Below are 15,622 nucleotides of genomic sequence, written 5' to 3' on the forward strand. Positions count from 1 at the left end.
CAGGGCTTTGGGGCACTGCCTTTTGGCCCGATCAAGGGGCAAATCTAGGGGCCCCAAATCAAATCGGACACAGCACGCTGGAAGTCGAAGCCGCCGAGTGGGCAGGCTGGAACCGGTAGTCGCCGACTGGGCGAGCTGGGAGCCGGAGTCGCCAACTGGCCTGGCCGGAAGCCGGAGCCGCCAGCCGGCCTGAGCTGGAAGCCGCAGCCGTAGGAAGCCCTAACCCCGCTCCAACTCCGTCCGAAGGTTCTTCAAGCATCGACCCCGCGTAGGCCCGATGCTCCCGCGCGGCATCACCAAAGCCTGGGACACGGCTTCGTACTGTGCCCGCCCCTCCAGCACCGTCAGCCTCAGGAGTTCCTGGCACCGCCGAGGCAGGCGGCCGAAGGCGGCCCACAAGGTGCGGTCGCGTTCGTCCCTGAGCGCCTCCACCTCAGGGAGACCGAAGTTCGACGGCATGTCCTCGGTTTCCTCGGCCGAGATTCGTTTTGCTTCTGGCCAGGTTCGGCGGGATTCGCGGCGGGCGGTTACCACCAGCCAGGCGACCAGCGCCCGTGGTTCGCGCATGCGGTGGAGGTGGCGGAGGAAGCCCAGCCACACGTTTTGCGCCACGTCTTCCGCTGCCTGTCTGTCCAGGCCGTTTCCTCTGGCCACGTGCCAGATCAAGGGGGTCAGGTCGGAGACCAGGGCGTCCAACGCCTTGCGGTCGCCCTTGCGGGCGGCGGTCAGGCAGGCCGCGTGCCGGTCGATCCCGGTCAGGTCTTCCCACGGGGTGTCGGGGTTCTCGATCAACGTCCACCACCATCCGAACGGCGCCGTGCGGAGCCGACCATACGGTAGCGTATGGAGTTGTGGCCGAGCGGAGACGACGGACACGGGACGACTGGACCCGTGCGGCGCTTCAGGCGCTGGCCGAGGGCGGTGTGGCCGCTGTCGCGGTCGAGCCCCTCGCCGCGCGGGTCGGGGCCACCAAGGGCAGCGCGTACTGGCACTTCCCGAATCGCGACGCGCTCCTGCTGGCGACGGTAGAACGCTGGGAGCGGGAGCACCTCGCGGAAATGCGGGAGTTGGTCGGTGGCGAGAGCGATCCGGCCGTTCGACTGCGGTTGATCTTCGGGCGGGTGCTCGTGGAGTGCGCCGGTGGGTGTGCGGTCGAGTCGGCGTTGTTGGCCGCCGCCGACGACCCGATCGTCGCGCCGATCCTCAAGCGCGTGACCGACGGGCGCATCCGGTACCTGGAGGACCTGTTCCGCGCGCTCGGGTTCTCGGTCGAGGCGAGCTGTCGCCGGGCCGTGCTGGCGTACTCGGTCTACCTGGGGCAGGCGCAGTTGCGGGCCACCACGCCGCACGTCGTGGGGGAGCGGCGGACGTTGCTGGACGACACGCTGGTCGCGTTGAGCGCCCACGGCTGAGTGCCGCCGGGGCGGGGTGTTCGAGGTGCGCAAGCAGGGACTTCTCCGTGGTGGCCGGGGCGGGGTCGTGGACCCCGCCCCGGTCGGTTCATCGGGACGGGCTAGGAGGCCAGTGCCCAGACGGTGTGCGCGATGGCGTCGGCCTGGCGGTCGAGGGACGTCGCGTTGATGTTGGCCGTGGTGTCGCACGAGCGGTGGTAGCAGCGGTCGAAGGCGACGCCGGAGGTGCCGCCCCACTTCGCCGCCTGCGCCGCCGTCTTGATCACTTCGGCACCGGAGAACGTGCCGCCGGTGGCGATGCCCGCGCGGGCGAACGCGGCGTGGTCGGAACGCCCGCCGACCTCGGTCAGCTCGGTCTGCACGCCGATCGAGGTGAAGTAGTTGACCAGCGTCTGCTGCACGGCCACCGAGCCGGACGGCTGGCTGGCGCCCGCGTAGACGAAGTAGCCGGGGTTCGGGGAACCGGTCATGTCGAAGTTCAGGTACGTCTTGATCTTCGACTTCTCGGTGGAGGACAACGAGTTCACGTAGAACGTGGACCCGACCAGGCCGAGTTCCTCAGCGCCCCACCAGCCGAAGCGCAGGTGCTTCGAGAACGCCGTGCCGCTCGCCTTCGCGGCCAGCGCGACCTCCAGGATCGACGACGAGCCGGTGCCGTTGTCGTTGATGCCGGGGCCCGCGGTGACGCTGTCGAGATGGCCGCCGGTCATGACGATGTTGTTGAGGTCGCCGCCGGGCATGTCGGCGATCAGGTTGTAGCCGGTGGCCCCGTTGCTGGTGAACGTCTGCACGCGGGTGGTGAAGCCCGCGGCGTCCAGCCGCCCCTTGATCCAGTCGACGGACGCCTTGTGGCCGGGGCGGCCGTGGGCGCGGTTGCCGCCGTTGGCGGTCGCGATGCTCTGCAACTTGGTGAGGTCGGCTTGGATGGCGGCGACCGAGATGTTCGGCGCCGCGAGCGCGGCGGGGGCCGCGGTGGCGGGCCCGGCTCCGATGAGCGCGCTGGTGACCATCAGGACCGGGATCGACCGGCCGAGGACTGTTCGCAGCTTCACGTTGTCAGCTCCATGCAGGGAATGGGTGGACCGGGTCGGGCGCCGGACAGGGGTGGCGCGCGGCCCGTCGATCAACATGCACCGTCGTGGATACGTCCCGCTAGGTTCGTTCGGCTGGTTCGTGCCTCGGCGGACGGGTCGTCCGTGACGCTGCGCACCGGTCGGCCCCCGCGTCACCTGTCTGATTAGTCCAATTCGGTGGTGACAGGGAAGAATGGCGTCACCGTCGAGCATGATCCGGGAGGTCGCGTTGGGAATCACGGCCATCCTCGGCATAGGCGCGGCCGTCCTGCTGGTGTCGGTGATCGCCGTCCGGGTGTCGACCAAGGTCGGCCTGCCGTCGCTGCTGCTCTACCTCGGCATCGGCGTGGTGCTCGGCGAGAGCGTGCTCGGCATCGACTTCGAGGACGCCGACCTGACCCGCTCGCTGGGCACGGTCGCGCTCGTCCTGATCCTCGCCGAAGGCGGTCTCACCACCCGGTGGTCCGCGGTGAAACCCGCGCTGGGGCTGGGGATCGCACTGTCGACTGTGGGCGTCGGCGTGAGCGTCGCGGCCACCGGCGCGGCACTGCACTTCCTGCTGGGGCTCGACTGGCGGATGGCGCTGCTGTGGGGCGCGGTGCTGTCGTCGACCGACGCGGCGGCGGTGTTCAGTGTGCTGCGCGCGGTCGGCGTGAGCAAACGGCTGACCGGCGCGCTGGAGCTGGAGTCCGGCATCAACGACGCCCCGGTGTACATCGCCGTCGTGCTGCTGGCGTCCCCCGATCCGATCACCTGGACGGCCCCGCTGCTGCTCGTCTACGAGCTGCTGGCCGGTGGCCTGATCGGCGTCGCGCTCGGCTGGCTGGGCGCGGGGGCGCTGCGCCGCGCGGCCCTGCCCGCCACCGGCCTGTACCCGTTGGCGACGGTCGCGGTGTGCGTGGTCGCCTACGCCGCCGGGGACATCGCGCACGCGTCCGGCTTCCTCGCCGTCTACACGGCCGCGCTGGTGCTGGGGAACTCGCGGCTGCCCCACCGCTCGGACACGCTGTCGTTCGCCGAGGGGCTCGGCTGGCTGGCGCAGATCGGGCTGTTCGTGCTGCTCGGGCTGTTCGCCTCGCCCGGCAGGGTGCTGCACGCGCTGGTGCCCGCCCTGGTCGCGGGCGCGGTGCTGGTGCTGCTGGCCCGACCGCTGTCGGTGGCGCTGGCGGCCATCCCGTTCAAGGTGCCGTGGCGCGAGCAGGTGTTCATCTCCTGGTCCGGTCTGCGCGGCGCGGTGCCGATCGTGTTCGCCCTCATCCCGGTGATCCAGGGCGTGCCGGGGTCGCAGGACCTCGTGGACGCGGTGTTCGTGCTCGTGGTGGTGCTGACCCTGTTGCAGGGCAGCACGCTGCCCGCGTTGGCGAAGCTGCTCGGCCTGGTGCGGGCGGGGGAGGCGCACGAGGTGCAGGTCGACTCGGCGCCGTTGGACGAGCTGGGGGCGGAACTGCTCCAGGTGCGGATCCAGCCGGGGTCGAAGCTGCACGGCGTGTACCTGTCCGAACTGCGCCTGCCGCCGGGGGCCGTGGTGAGCCTCATCGCCCGTGGCGGCAACGGTTTCACGCCCCAGCCGACCACCCGCCTCCAGGTGGACGACCAGCTGCTCGTGGTGTCCACCGAGGCCGCGCGGGACGCGGCCGAGAAGCGGCTGCGGTCGATCGACAAGGCGGGCCGGTACGCCCGCTGGAAGGGCGAGGACGGCGGAAAGCCGTCGCTTCCCAGCATCTGAGCGGGGGTCGACGGACCGCCGACCGGTCCGCTAGCGTTGTCCGCGAAAGGTCATGAGTGCCAGCGCGAAGCCCGTGCTAGCTGGCCGGCAACCCTCCTCCGCGGTGGGGTGCCCACGGTGAAGACCTGGCCCGGCGCGACTGCGTTCGGGCAAGCGCGGGCCCTTCGCCGGGGTCCCCAGGACCCGAAGGGCCGTCACCATGACCATCGCCATCCCCCGCAGCTCCGCTCCCGCCGTTCCCGGTGTCGTCGGCTCCGCGCTGCGCGTGCCGCTCGTGACCGGTGAGCGGGTGGAGTACGCGAACCTCGACCACGCGGCCAGCGCGCCCTGTCTGGAGCAGGTGCGGGACGCCGTCGACGAGCTGCTGCCCTGGTACGCGAGCGTCCACCGCGGGGCCGGGTTCGCCTCGCAGGTGTCGACGCGGGTGTACGAGCAGGCCCGCGAGTCCGTCCGCCGCTTCCTCAACGCCCGCTCGACCGAGGCCGTGGTGTTCACCCGCAACACCACGGACGCGCTGAACCTGTTGGCGCGCAGCCTCCCCAGGCACACCTCCGTCGTGCTGTTCGACGCCGAGCACCACGCGGCGCTGCTGCCGTGGCGCGGGCCGAACGTGCGCCGGATCGCCACGCCGTCGACCGCTGCCGCCGCCGTCGCCGTGCTGGACCGCGAGCTGGAGTCCTGCCCCGTCGGCCCCCGCCTGGTCGTGGTGACCGGCGCGTCGAACGTGACCGGCGAGCTGTGGCCGGTGGCCGAGCTGGCGAAGGTCGCCCGGCGGCACGGCGCGCGGATCGCGCTGGACGCGGCGCAGCTCGCCCCGCACCGCCCGGTGGACCTGCGGGCGCTGGACGTCGACTACGCGGTGTTCTCCGGCCACAAGATCTACGCGCCCTTCGGCGCGGGTGTCCTCGTCGGCCGCTCGGACTGGTTGCAGGCCGCCGAGCCGTACCTGGTCGGCGGCGGCGCGACCAAGCTCGTGACCGACCACGGCGACCGGCTCGGCGTGGCGTGGTCGGCGGTGCCGGAGCGGCACGAGGCCGGGTCGCCCAACGTCGTCGGCGTGCACGCGCTGGCCGTCGCCTGCGACGTGCTGGGACGGCACTGGGAGCAGACCGTCGAGCACGAGCGCGTGCTGCTGGAGCGGCTGCGCACCGGCCTCGCCACCATCCCCGGCCTGCGGGAACTGAGCCTGTTCGAGTCCGACCACGACCGCGTGGGCGTGGTCAGCTTCACGATCGGCGGCCACGACGCCGGCTACCTCGCCGCCGCGCTGTCCGCCGAGTACGGGATCGGCGTGCGGGACGGCGCGTTCTGCGCGCACGTCGCCGTGACCCGGCTGCTGGACGAGGTCGGCGCGCACGAGCACCGCGCGCTGCGGGCGAGCCTCGGCCTGGGCAGCACCGTCGACCACGTGGACCGCCTGGTCGCCGCGTTGCGCACGCTGGTCTCGGAGGGTCCGAAGTGGACCTACGCGCAGCGCGACGGCCGCTGGGTGCCCGAAAACGACGAGCGCCCGCTCCCGCCGTTCCTGTCCTGAGCGGGTGCTGGGACAATGGTGGGGTGACCACCCCCTCCGAGGTTGACGCGACGCCTGCTGTGCTGCCTCGGCGGCGCGTGGCGCTGCTCGCCTCGGTGGCCGTGGTGGTGCTCGCGGCGGACGTCTTCAGCAAGATCGCCGCGGTGGCGGCGCTCGAAGGGCGTGAGCCGCTCGAGCTGCTCGGCGGGGTCCTCTACCTGCCGCTGATCCGCAACGGCGGCGCCGCCTTCGGTCTGGCCGAGGGCTGGACCGCCGTGCTCGCCCTGATCGCGCTCGCCGTGGTCGGGTTCATCGGCTGGATCGCGCGCAAGCTGCGGTCCGCGCCGTGGGCCGTCGGGCTGGGCATGGTGCTCGGCGGCGCGCTGGGCAACCTGGGCGACCGGATCTTCCGCGCCCCCGGCCCGCTGCGCGGCCACGTGGTGGACTTCCTGTCGTTGTTCGACCCCTACGGCCGGGTGTGGCCGGTGTTCAACCTCGCCGACTCGGCAATCTGCGTCGGCGGCGTCCTCATCGTGACGATGGCGCTGCTGCAACGCGACTACGACGGCACTCGTGCCGTGAAGAAGGAAGCAAAGCGATGAGCGGGTACCGCACCCTGCCCGTGCCGGACGGTCTCGACGGAATGCGCGTCGACGCCGGACTGGCGAAGCTGCTCGGCCTGTCCCGGACCGCCGTGGCGGCGTTGACCGAGTCCGGTGACGTGGTCCTGGACGGCCAGCCCGCCGGGAAGTCGGACCGGCTGATGGCCGGGTCCACGCTGGAGGTCACCCTGCCCGAGCCGCCGCGGCCGGTGCAGGTGCAGGCCGTGCCGGTCGAGGGCCTGATCGTGCTCTACCAGGACGACGACATCATCGTGGTCGACAAGCCCGTCGGCGTGGCCGTGCACCCCAGCCCCGGCTGGACCGGGCCCACCGTGGTCGGCGGGCTCGCGGGCGCGGGCATCCACGTCGCCACCTCCGGCGCGGCCGAGCGCCAGGGCGTCGTGCACCGCCTGGACGTCGGCACGACCGGCGTGATGGTCGTGGCCAAGAGCGAGAGCGCCTACTCGGCGCTGAAGCACGCGTTCAAGGAACGGACCGTCGACAAGCTGTACCACGCGCTGGTGCAGGGCCACCCGGACCCGATCAAGGGCACGATCGACGCCCCCATCGACCGGCACCCCAAGCACGACTACAAGTTCGCTGTCATGGCCAACGGCAAGCCCAGCATCACCCACTACGAGGTGGTCGAGGCGTTCCGCGCCGCGTCGCTGCTGGACGTGCACCTGGAGACCGGGCGAACGCACCAGATCCGCGTGCACTTCTCCGCGCTGCACCACCCGTGCGTCGGCGACCTGACCTACGGCGCGGACCCGACGCTGGCCAAGCGCCTGCACATCACCCGGCAGTGGCTGCACGCCCGCACGCTCGGCTTCCACCACCCGGCCGACGGCCAGTGGGTGTCGTTCACCAGCGAGTACCCGGCCGACCTCGCCAACGCGCTGGAGCAGCTCCGCGCGGAGGGCTAGTCGTCGATGGTCCAGACGAGGGTGTTGAGGTCGATCTCCGGTCTCGCGCTCCACCGGACCGCCGTGATCGACGTGTCCTCGGGCAGCACGTAGACGGTGTGGCCGCCCGCGGTCTCGCCCGGCTGGACGCCGATCTTGTGCGGCGGCCGGGACGACAGCGAGACCGGGGCCTTGGTGACCGGCTCGCCGGTGCGGGCCATCAGCACCAGGTACATGTCCGGCAGCGAGTTGAACGGGATCGAGCCGGTGTTGGTCAGCTCCGTGTGCACCACGACCGCGCGTTCGCCGTCGGCCAGCTTGTAGCCCGCCGCGGTGAACAGGAAGTCCGCCGGGTCGACGACCTCGATGAGCTGGATGGAGAAGTGGGCCCCTTCGAGGCCCTCGGTCTCCAGCGAGGTGCCGATCTTGCCGGTGCGCTGGCCCACCGCGCCCTTCGAGCCGCCGAACATCGGCTGCTGGTCGCCGCGCACCCAGCCCGCCGTCTGCGGCGGGCCCCAGGTCTGCTGCGGCGGGGGCGCGGGCTGCTGCTGCGCCGGGAACGGCACGCTCGGCGGGGCCTGGTACGGCGGCGGGTACGGGCGCTGTTGCTGCTGCTGCGCGATCGGTGGCGGGCCGTTGTAGTTGCCCCACGCCATGCTGTTCGCGAGGGCCTTGCGGATGCCGTTCGGGTCGCACTCGACGCCGACCAGCAGGGGCAGGCCGCTGCCGGAGAGCGTGATCAACCTCGACGCGGCCTCGCGGGGGTCCATGCCCAGCCTCGCGGCCACCTCGTGCACGGCCGCACGGCCCATCTCCGCGATCATGGCGAGGAGGCGGGCGTCAACGGGATCAGGCGATACCACGCTTCGCACGCTACCTGTCCCCGGTGATCACCGTGTGCCCGCCACCCCGCGCGCGGGCGTGGGCGCGGCGTTAGTGTCGAGGTCTCCCGGCGTGCTGGAGGTGCTGGCGTGGAGCCGTTCGTCCACCTCCACGCGCACACCTCCTACTCGGTGCTGGACGGCGCGGTGCGGGTGGCGGACCTGGTGGACGGGTGCGTGCGGCTGGGGATGCCCGCGGTCGCGGTCACCGACCACGGGAACCTGCACGGCGCGGCCGAGTTCCACCGGCTCGCCGTCGCGGCCGGGATCACGCCGGTGATCGGCTACGAGGCGTACGTGGCTCCGGGGACGCGGTTCGACCGGGACCGGGGGCCGTTCGCCCACCACACCATGTGGGCGCGGAACGCCGTGGGGCTGCGGAACCTGGCGGCCGTGTCGAGCGCGGCCTTCGCCGAGGGCCGGTCGGGCCGGTGGCCGCGGGTGGACGTGGACCTGGTCGCCGCGCACGCCGAGGGCCTGATGGGGACCACCGGGTGCGCGTCCGGCGAGGTGTCGACGCGGTTGCGGCTCGGGCGGGAGCGCGAGGCGCTGGAGGTGGCGGCGCTCTGGCGGGACGTCTACGAGGACTTCTACGTCGAACTGGTGGACCACGGCGTCGACCGGCGGGTCCGCGAGGGGCTGGTGCGGATCGCCGCGGCGCTGGACGTCGAGGTCGTGGTGACCAACGACGTGCACTACCTGCGGCCGGAGGACGCGGCGGCGCACGACGCGCTGGCGGCGTTCCGGAGCGGGAAGACCGTGCGGGATCCGTCGCTGGTCCGACTCGCGGGCAGCGGCCACCACCTGAGGTCGGCGCGCGAGATGCACGCCCTGGACTCGTCGGACGTGTGGCGGCGGGGGTGCCGCACGACCCTGGAGGTGGCGGGGAAGGTCGACCCGACCGGGATGTTCGCGCCCGCGCCGCCGGTGGTGTCCGACGAGCTGTTCCGCGACCGGGTGCGCGCCGGGCTGCGGCGGCGGTTCCCCGGCGGGGTGGACGGGGCGCGCGTCGAGCACGAGGTGGACGCGCTGCTGCGCCGGGGTTCGGCGTCCGCGCTGCTGGTGGTGGCCGACCTGGTGGAGTGGTCGGCGGGCGCGGGCGTGCGGCTCGGGCCCGGCGTGGGGAGCGGGTCGCTGGTCGCCTACGCCCTCGGTGTCGCGGACGTCGACCCGGTGGAGCGCGGGACGGCGTTCCCGGACGTGCTCGACCTCGCGGTCGAGGTGGACGAGCGCCGCCGGGACGAGGTCGTGCGGCACCTGGAGGAACGGTGGGGCGCGCGCCGGGTGGCCGAGTTCGCGCTGGTCAAGGACTCGCGCCCGGAGCTGGCGGGGCTGGTGCGGGACGTCGGCGTCGAGCCCGCCGCAGTGGTCGTGGCGGGGGACGAGGTCCCGCTCTGGACCCGGCCGGGCGACGGGGCCGTGGTCACCCAGTTCGACCTCGCCACGTGCCGCGCCCTGGGGTTGGTCGAGGTGGACGTCGTCGGGTCGGCCGAGCTGGCGGTCGTCGACGACGCGCTGCGCGGCGTGGTGCTCAACGGCAAGCCCGCGGTCGTGCCGGACGGTGACTCGGTGGCGGACTGGACCACCCGGTTGGCGGCCGACCACCCGGCCGAGTTCCTGGCGGCCGTGCTGGACGCGGACCCCGTGAAAGCGGCGGACGCCGTGCTGCTGCCGCCGGACGTCAACGAGTCCCGCGGAGGGTTCACTGCGGTGGGGGAGGCCGTCCGGTACGGGCTCGGCGCGGTGCGGCACGTGGAGCCGGAGGTGGTGGCGGCGATCGTGCGGGCGCGGGAGGAACGGGGGAGGTTCGCCGACTTCTTCGACTACCTGCGCAAGGTCGACGCCCCGGCCTGCGCGAAGCCGGTCGTCGAGGCGCTGGTGAAGGCGGGCGCGTTCGACTCGCTCGGCCACCCCCGCAAGGGCCTGCACCTGGTGCACGCGGACGCCGTCGACGCGGTGCTCGCCGCGAAGCGGGCCGAGGCGGGCGGGCAGTTCGACCTCTTCGGCATCGAGGAGTTCGAGGCGACGGTGCCGGACGAGCGGTGGGAGCCGGAGGAGCAGGCGGCCCTCCAACGGGAGGTGCTGGGGCCGTGAAGCCACTCGGAGTGGTGCTCTGTCGGATTCATCCCGTTGTGACTACTCCATCAGAGTGACAAGCCGCCGAACGAGGGACGCGGAAGAACCTTCGGACGTTCAGTTAACACAGTTCACTCAAACCACGGGAGGGGCCGTCATGCAGACGACGGAGGCCGGGCTCGAGAAACTCGGGGACGACTACTTGCAGGACCCGCACGCGGTCCACGCGCTGCTGCGGGAAGTCGGACCGGTGTCGGAGCTGGTGCTGCCGCGCGGCCTGAAGGTGTGGGTCGTGACGCGGCACGAGGAGGCGCGGATCGCGCTCTCCGACCACCGCTTCAGCAAGAACTTCTCGCAGGCCGAGGACCTGTTCGGCAAGCACCTCCAGCCGGGCGTGCCGCGCCGCGACTTCGACCAGTCGTTCGCCTCGCACATGCTCAACATGGACCCGCCGGACCACACCCGGCTGCGCAAGCTGGTGAACAAGGCGTTCACGGCCCGGCGCATGGACGCGCTGCGGCCGCGCATCCAGGAGATCACCGACGGCCTGCTCGACGAGATGGCGGGCAAGTCCCAGGTCGACCTGCTGGACGCGCTGGCGTTCCCGCTGCCGATCACGGTGATCTGCGAGCTGCTGGACGTGCCGCTGGACCAGCGCGACGAGTTCCGGGTCTGGTCGGGCACGCTGCTGTCCAACTCCACGCAGGAGGAGCTGAACCAGGCGGGCGCGTCGATGTACGGGTTCCTGTCCGGCCTGATCAAGGCCAAGCGGGACAAGCCGGGCGACGACATCTTCTCGGCGTTGATCCACGCCAACGAGGACGACGACCGGCTCAACGAGGCCGAGCTGATCTCGATGGCGTTCCTGCTGCTGGTGGCGGGCCACGAGACCACGGTCAACCTGATCGGCAACGGCGTGCTGGGGCTGCTGCGCAACCCCGACCAGCTGGCCGCGCTGCGCGCCGACCGGTCGCTGCTGCCGAGCGCGATCGAGGAGTTCCTCCGGCTGGACGGGCCGATCAACCTGGCCACGTTCCGCTACACCGCCGTCGAGGTCGAGCTGGGCGGCGTGACGATCCCGGCGGGCGAGCTCGTGCTGGTGTCGCTGCTCAGCGCCAACCGCGACCCGGAGAAGTTCCCGGAGCCGGACAAGCTCGACATCACCCGCGCGACCGGCGGGCACGTGGCGTTCGGCCACGGCGTCCACTTCTGCCTCGGCGCGCCGCTGGCCCGGCTGGAGGGGGCCATCGCGGTCGGGTCGCTGCTCGACCGGTTCGACCTCGAACTCGCGGCCGAGCCGGAAACGCTGCGGTGGAAGGAGAGCACGCTGCTGCACGGCCTGGAGCGGTTCCCGGTTAGCCTTACGGCTCGTGGACCACGATGAGCTGCTGAAACTGGACCAGGCCCACGTCTGGCACCCCTACGGCCCCATGCCGGGCACCCGCGCGCCGCTCGTCGTCGAGTCCGCTCAGGGTGTCCGGCTGCGGCTGGACGACGGCCGTGAGCTGATCGACGGCATGTCGTCGTGGTGGGCGGCGGTGCACGGCTACCGCCACCCCGTGCTGGACGACGCGGTGCGGGACCAGCTCGGCCGGATGAGCCACGTGATGTTCGGCGGGCTCACGCACGAGCCCGCCGTCCGCCTCGCGGCGAAGCTCGTCGACATCACCCCCGCGCCCCTCCGGCACGTGTTCCTCTGCGACTCCGGCTCGGTGTCGGTCGAGGTCGCGGTGAAGATGTGCCTCCAGTACTGGCACTCGCAGGGCAAGCCCGAGAAGCGCAAGCTGCTGACCTGGCGCGGCGGCTACCACGGCGACACGTTCGCGCCGATGTCCGTGTGCGACCCGGAGGGCGGGATGCACGCGTTGTGGCGGGGCGTCCTGCCCGTGCAGGTGTTCGCCGACGCGCCGCCCGCCGAGATGGACACCGCGTACGTGCAGCACCTCGCCGACCTGATCGAGGAGCACGCCGACGAGCTGGCCGCGGTGATCGTGGAGCCGGTCGTGCAGGGCGCGGGCGGGATGCGCTTCCACGACCCGCGCTACCTGCACGTGCTGCGCGAGCTGACGCTGGCCCACGACGTGCTGCTGGTGTTCGACGAGATCGCCACCGGCTTCGGCCGCACCGGCGAGCTGTTCGCCGCCGACCACGCGAACGTCAGCCCGGACGTGATGTGCGTCGGCAAGGCCCTGACCGGCGGTTACCTCACGATGGCGGCCGCGCTGTGCACCGAGCGGGTCGCGGAGGGCATCAGCCGCGGCGAGGTGCCGATCCTGGCCCACGGCCCCACGTTCATGGGGAACCCGCTGGCCGCCGCCGTGGCGTCGGCGTCGATCGACCTCCTGCTCTCGCAGGACTGGCGCGGCGAGGTGCGGCGGATCGAGGCGGGCCTGAAGGCCGGGCTCGCGCACGCGCCGGGCGACGTCCGGGTGCTCGGGGCGATCGGGGTCGTGCAGCTCGACCACGAGGTGGACATGGCCGCCGCGACGGCCGCCGCCGTCGAGCACGGCGTGTGGCTGCGGCCGTTCCGCGACCTCGTCTACACGATGCCCCCGTACGTCTGCACGGACGACGACGTGGCGGCCATCTGCGCCGCCGTCGTGGCGGCCGCCAAGGTGGGATAACGATCCGGGCAACGGCGGGCGAAGGGGACACCGCCAACCGGTAGCGCCCTCCGGTTCGCCGTAGGGTGTTTCCCCGTGAGCGTCCTCGTGATCACCGGTACGGATACCGAGGTCGGCAAGACGGCCGTGACGGCCGCGCTGGCCGCGGTCGCGTCCGCCGACGGCAGACGGGTCGCCGTGCTCAAACCCGCGCAGACCGGGCTGCTGCCCGGCGAGCCGGGTGACATCGACGAGGTGCTGCGCCTCGTCGGCCCGGCCATCACCACCCGTGAGCTGGTCAGGTACCCCGATCCGCTGGCCCCGGCGACGGCGGCCAGACGCGCGGGCAGACCCACGCTCTCGCCGTCGGAGATCGCCGCGGTCGTGACGGAGCTGGACCAGACCCACGACCTGGTGCTGGTCGAGGGCGCGGGCGGGTTGCTGGTGCGGTTCGACGAGAAGGGCACGACCATCGCCGACGCGGCGTGGGCGGTCAACGCCCCGGTGCTCGTCGTCGCCGCGGCCGGCCTGGGCACGTTGAACGCCACCGCGCTGACAGCCGAGGCGATCCTGCGCCGCGGCCTGGAGTCGCTCGGCGTCGTCGTCGGCCGCTGGCCCGCCGCGCCCGACCTCGCGGCCCGCAGCAACCTCACCGACCTGCCCGAAGCCGCGGGAGGGCCGCTGCTCGGCGTGCTGCCCAACGGCGTGACCGGCCTGCACCCCGCCGACTTCCTCGAGGTCGCGCGCGGCGCGCTGTCGCCGTGGTTCGGCGGCACGTTCGACCCCGAGGCGTTCGCCTCGCACTACGTGTGACGAGCGACGCGCCTTGTCGATCAGCGAGGTGCGGCACACTTGCTCGAACGCCCGTCTGCCGAAGGAGAAGCCGTGACCGCAGCACCCGAGCAGGTCGACCGCAGCACCGACGTCGTGGACGTGGCGCGCGAACAGGTCCTCGAGCGCGGTGAGGGCCTGACCGAAGCCCAGGTGCTGGAGGTCCTCGAACTCCCCGACGAGCGGATCTCCGACCTGCTCGCGCTCGCCCACGAGGTGCGGATGCGCTGGTGCGGCCCCGAGGTCGAGGTCGAGGGCATCGTGTCCCTCAAGACCGGCGGCTGCCCCGAGGACTGCCACTTCTGCTCGCAGTCCGGCCAGTTCCCCTCGCCGGTCCGCTCGGCGTGGCTGGACATCCCCGGCCTGGTGAAGGCCGCCCGGCAGACCGCCGACACCGGCGCGACCGAGTTCTGCATCGTCGCGGCCGTGCGCGGCCCGGACAAGCGCCTGCTGTCCCAGGTCCGCGAGGGCATCAAGGCCATCCGCGACGACGGCAACGACATCCAGATCGCCTGCTCCCTCGGCATGCTCACGCAGGAGCAGGTCGACGAGCTGGTGGCGATGGGCGTGCACCGCTACAACCACAACCTGGAGACCGCCCGCTCGCACTTCCCGAACGTGGTCACCACGCACTCGTGGGAGGAGCGCTGGGACACGCTGCGGATGATCCGCGACGCGGGCATGGAGGTGTGCTGCGGCGGCATCATCGGCATGGGCGAGACGCTGGCCCAGCGCGCCGAGTTCGCCGTGCAGCTGGCGTCGCTGGAGCCCGACGAGGTCCCGCTGAACTTCCTCATCCCCAACCCCGGCACACCGTACGAGAACTACCCGGTGGTGGAGGGCGCGGACGCGCTGCGCGCCGTGGCCGCGTTCCGGCTGGCGCTGCCCCGCACGATCCTGCGCTTCGCGGGCGGCCGTGAGCTGACCTTCGGCGACCTGGGCGCGAAGCAGGGGATGCTCGGCGGGATCAACGCGATCATCGTCGGCAACTACCTGACGAACCTGGGCCGCCCGGCCGTGCAGGACCTGGAGATGCTGGACGAGCTGAGCATGCCCATCAAGGCGCTCAGCCAGACGCTGTGACGGTCGACGTGGCGTATTGCTCCTACTGCGGGAAAGAGGACGCGGCGGGGGATCACGAGGCGTGCCGCAAGCGCCTCACCGTGATCGACCCGCCGCGCTACTGCGCCGAGTGCGCCCGCCGGATGGTCGTCCAGGTCACCCCGGCGGGGTGGTCGGCGCGGTGCAGTCGTCACGGCGAGATCACGTCGGCGCGGTAACCTCGCACCCGAGCTTGGTGCTTACGAGGAGGTCGCGGGTGGCGGAACAACCGGTGGAGGACAGGGCCGTCCCGGTCCGCGTCCCGCCAGTCCTGCCCGAGTGGGTGTTCGACTTCAGCCCGCCCCGACCGAGGGTCGTGGTGAAGCGCGACCTCCTGCCCGCCGTCTGCCTCCTCGGCGCGCTCGCCGCGTTCGCGCTGCCGTTGGGCTGGGTCTGGTCCCGGATCGCTCCGGGGCAGAACAAGGTCGTGCAGGACGCGAGCCAGTTGATCGCCGTCGGCGGGGAGAGCTACCACCGGCTGGACGCGTTGATGATCTTCGTGCTGCTGGGGCTCGGCGCGGGGCTGCTGACCGGGATCGCGGTCTGGCTGTTCCGGGAGCGCCGCGGCCCGGTGATCATGATCGCCGCCGTCCTGGGGTCGGCGCTGGCCGCGTACCTGGGGCAGAAGACCGGCTTGGGGCTGGCGGGGGACCACTACGCGGTCGCCGGCCAGCTGAACATCGGCGACACGGTGATGACCGCGCCGGTGCTGGAGACCTGGTGGGGCGTCGTGGCCTGGCCGCTGGCCACGGCCCTGTCCTACGGGTGCCTCGCGGCGTGGAACGGCATGGACGACCTGGGCCGGGGGGGGGGGGGGGGGCCCCCCCCCCCGCCCCGCGCCCCCCCGGGGCCGGGGGTGACCCAACCACAGCACACACCGGCCGGCCGGCCACCCCCGC

15 protein-coding genes and 1 riboswitch are annotated in these 15,622 nt (G+C 72.3%); of the genes, 12 read left to right on the top strand and 3 right to left on the bottom strand.

Annotated elements, in window-relative coordinates; genetic code table 11:
- Nucleotides 1–219 precede the first annotated feature (219 nt).
- Complete coding sequence (locus tag ACFWW9_RS23245) at nt 220–792, bottom strand: RNA polymerase sigma factor (protein WP_390381514.1); 573 nt, start codon at nt 790–792, stop codon at nt 220–222.
- A 59-nt stretch (nt 793–851) separates the two neighbouring features.
- Between ACFWW9_RS23245 and ACFWW9_RS23250 the strand changes: the two genes are divergently transcribed.
- Nucleotides 852–1,412, top strand: coding sequence for a TetR/AcrR family transcriptional regulator (locus tag ACFWW9_RS23250; protein WP_390381517.1), 561 nt, complete (start codon nt 852–854; stop codon nt 1,410–1,412).
- 101 nt (nt 1,413–1,513) lie between these two features.
- Here the strand turns inward: ACFWW9_RS23250 and ACFWW9_RS23255 are convergent, their stop codons facing one another.
- On the bottom strand, nt 1,514–2,464 hold the full coding sequence (locus ACFWW9_RS23255; protein WP_390381520.1) for a M28 family metallopeptidase: 951 nt from the start codon (nt 2,462–2,464) through the stop codon (nt 1,514–1,516).
- Between the two features lie 232 nt (nt 2,465–2,696).
- Here ACFWW9_RS23255 and ACFWW9_RS23260 point away from each other — a divergent pair, with 232 nt between their 5' ends.
- The 4 genes from ACFWW9_RS23260 (at nt 2,697) to ACFWW9_RS23275 (ending at nt 7,252) form a co-directional block, all read left to right on the top strand.
- A complete protein-coding gene (locus tag ACFWW9_RS23260; RefSeq protein ID WP_390381524.1) occupies nt 2,697–4,211 on the top strand; it encodes a potassium/proton antiporter in 1,515 nt (504 codons plus the stop codon).
- Nucleotides 4,212–4,259: 48 nt separating this feature from the next.
- Nucleotides 4,260–4,373: riboswitch (SAM riboswitch) on the top strand.
- A gap of 37 nt (nt 4,374–4,410) precedes the next feature.
- Nucleotides 4,411–5,745 (top strand): aminotransferase class V-fold PLP-dependent enzyme, encoded by a 1,335-nt coding sequence (locus ACFWW9_RS23265; protein ID WP_390381527.1) that lies wholly within the window; start codon nt 4,411–4,413, stop codon nt 5,743–5,745.
- A gap of 23 nt (nt 5,746–5,768) precedes the next feature.
- Nucleotides 5,769–6,326, top strand: a complete 558-nt coding sequence (lspA, locus tag ACFWW9_RS23270) for a signal peptidase II (protein ID WP_390381530.1) — start codon at nt 5,769–5,771, stop codon at nt 6,324–6,326.
- Complete coding sequence (locus ACFWW9_RS23275) at nt 6,323–7,252, top strand: RluA family pseudouridine synthase (protein WP_390381533.1); 930 nt, start codon at nt 6,323–6,325, stop codon at nt 7,250–7,252. The genes lspA and ACFWW9_RS23275 overlap by 4 nt, the downstream gene beginning before the upstream one ends.
- Here the strand turns inward: ACFWW9_RS23275 and ACFWW9_RS23280 are convergent.
- Nucleotides 7,249–8,094 (bottom strand): AsnC family protein, encoded by an 846-nt coding sequence (locus tag ACFWW9_RS23280; protein WP_390381536.1) that lies wholly within the window; start codon nt 8,092–8,094, stop codon nt 7,249–7,251. The genes ACFWW9_RS23275 and ACFWW9_RS23280 overlap by 4 nt on opposite strands.
- 108 nt (nt 8,095–8,202) lie before the next feature.
- Here ACFWW9_RS23280 and ACFWW9_RS23285 point away from each other — a divergent pair, with 108 nt between their 5' ends.
- The 7 genes from ACFWW9_RS23285 to ACFWW9_RS23315 all read left to right on the top strand — a co-directional run.
- The gene (locus ACFWW9_RS23285) at nt 8,203–10,206 is read left to right on the top strand and encodes a PHP domain-containing protein (RefSeq protein WP_390381539.1); all 2,004 of its coding nucleotides are present in this window, start codon (nt 8,203–8,205) and stop codon (nt 10,204–10,206) included.
- Nucleotides 10,207–10,345: 139 nt separating this feature from the next.
- The gene (locus ACFWW9_RS23290) at nt 10,346–11,572 is read left to right on the top strand and encodes a cytochrome P450 (RefSeq protein ID WP_390381542.1); all 1,227 of its coding nucleotides are present in this window, start codon (nt 10,346–10,348) and stop codon (nt 11,570–11,572) included.
- Complete coding sequence (locus ACFWW9_RS23295; RefSeq protein WP_390381545.1) at nt 11,559–12,812, top strand: adenosylmethionine--8-amino-7-oxononanoate transaminase; 1,254 nt, start codon at nt 11,559–11,561, stop codon at nt 12,810–12,812. The genes ACFWW9_RS23290 and ACFWW9_RS23295 overlap by 14 nt, the downstream gene beginning before the upstream one ends.
- Before the next feature lie 75 nt (nt 12,813–12,887).
- Nucleotides 12,888–13,604, top strand: a complete 717-nt coding sequence (gene bioD / locus ACFWW9_RS23300; RefSeq protein WP_390381548.1) for a dethiobiotin synthase — start codon at nt 12,888–12,890, stop codon at nt 13,602–13,604.
- Between the two features lie 72 nt (nt 13,605–13,676).
- Nucleotides 13,677–14,705 (top strand): biotin synthase BioB, encoded by a 1,029-nt coding sequence (gene bioB / locus ACFWW9_RS23305; RefSeq protein WP_390381551.1) that lies wholly within the window; start codon nt 13,677–13,679, stop codon nt 14,703–14,705.
- Nucleotides 14,702–14,902: a hypothetical protein gene (locus tag ACFWW9_RS23310; protein ID WP_390381554.1), complete on the top strand. Its 201-nt coding sequence runs from the start codon at nt 14,702–14,704 to the stop codon at nt 14,900–14,902. The genes bioB and ACFWW9_RS23310 overlap by 4 nt, the downstream gene beginning before the upstream one ends.
- Before the next feature lie 38 nt (nt 14,903–14,940).
- Nucleotides 14,941–15,622: hypothetical protein (locus ACFWW9_RS23315; RefSeq protein WP_390381557.1), on the top strand; the 682-nt coding region annotated here is incomplete at its 3' end.

Source organism: Umezawaea sp. NPDC059074 (genome assembly GCF_042738955.1).
GTDB lineage: Bacteria > Actinomycetota > Actinomycetes > Mycobacteriales > Pseudonocardiaceae > Umezawaea.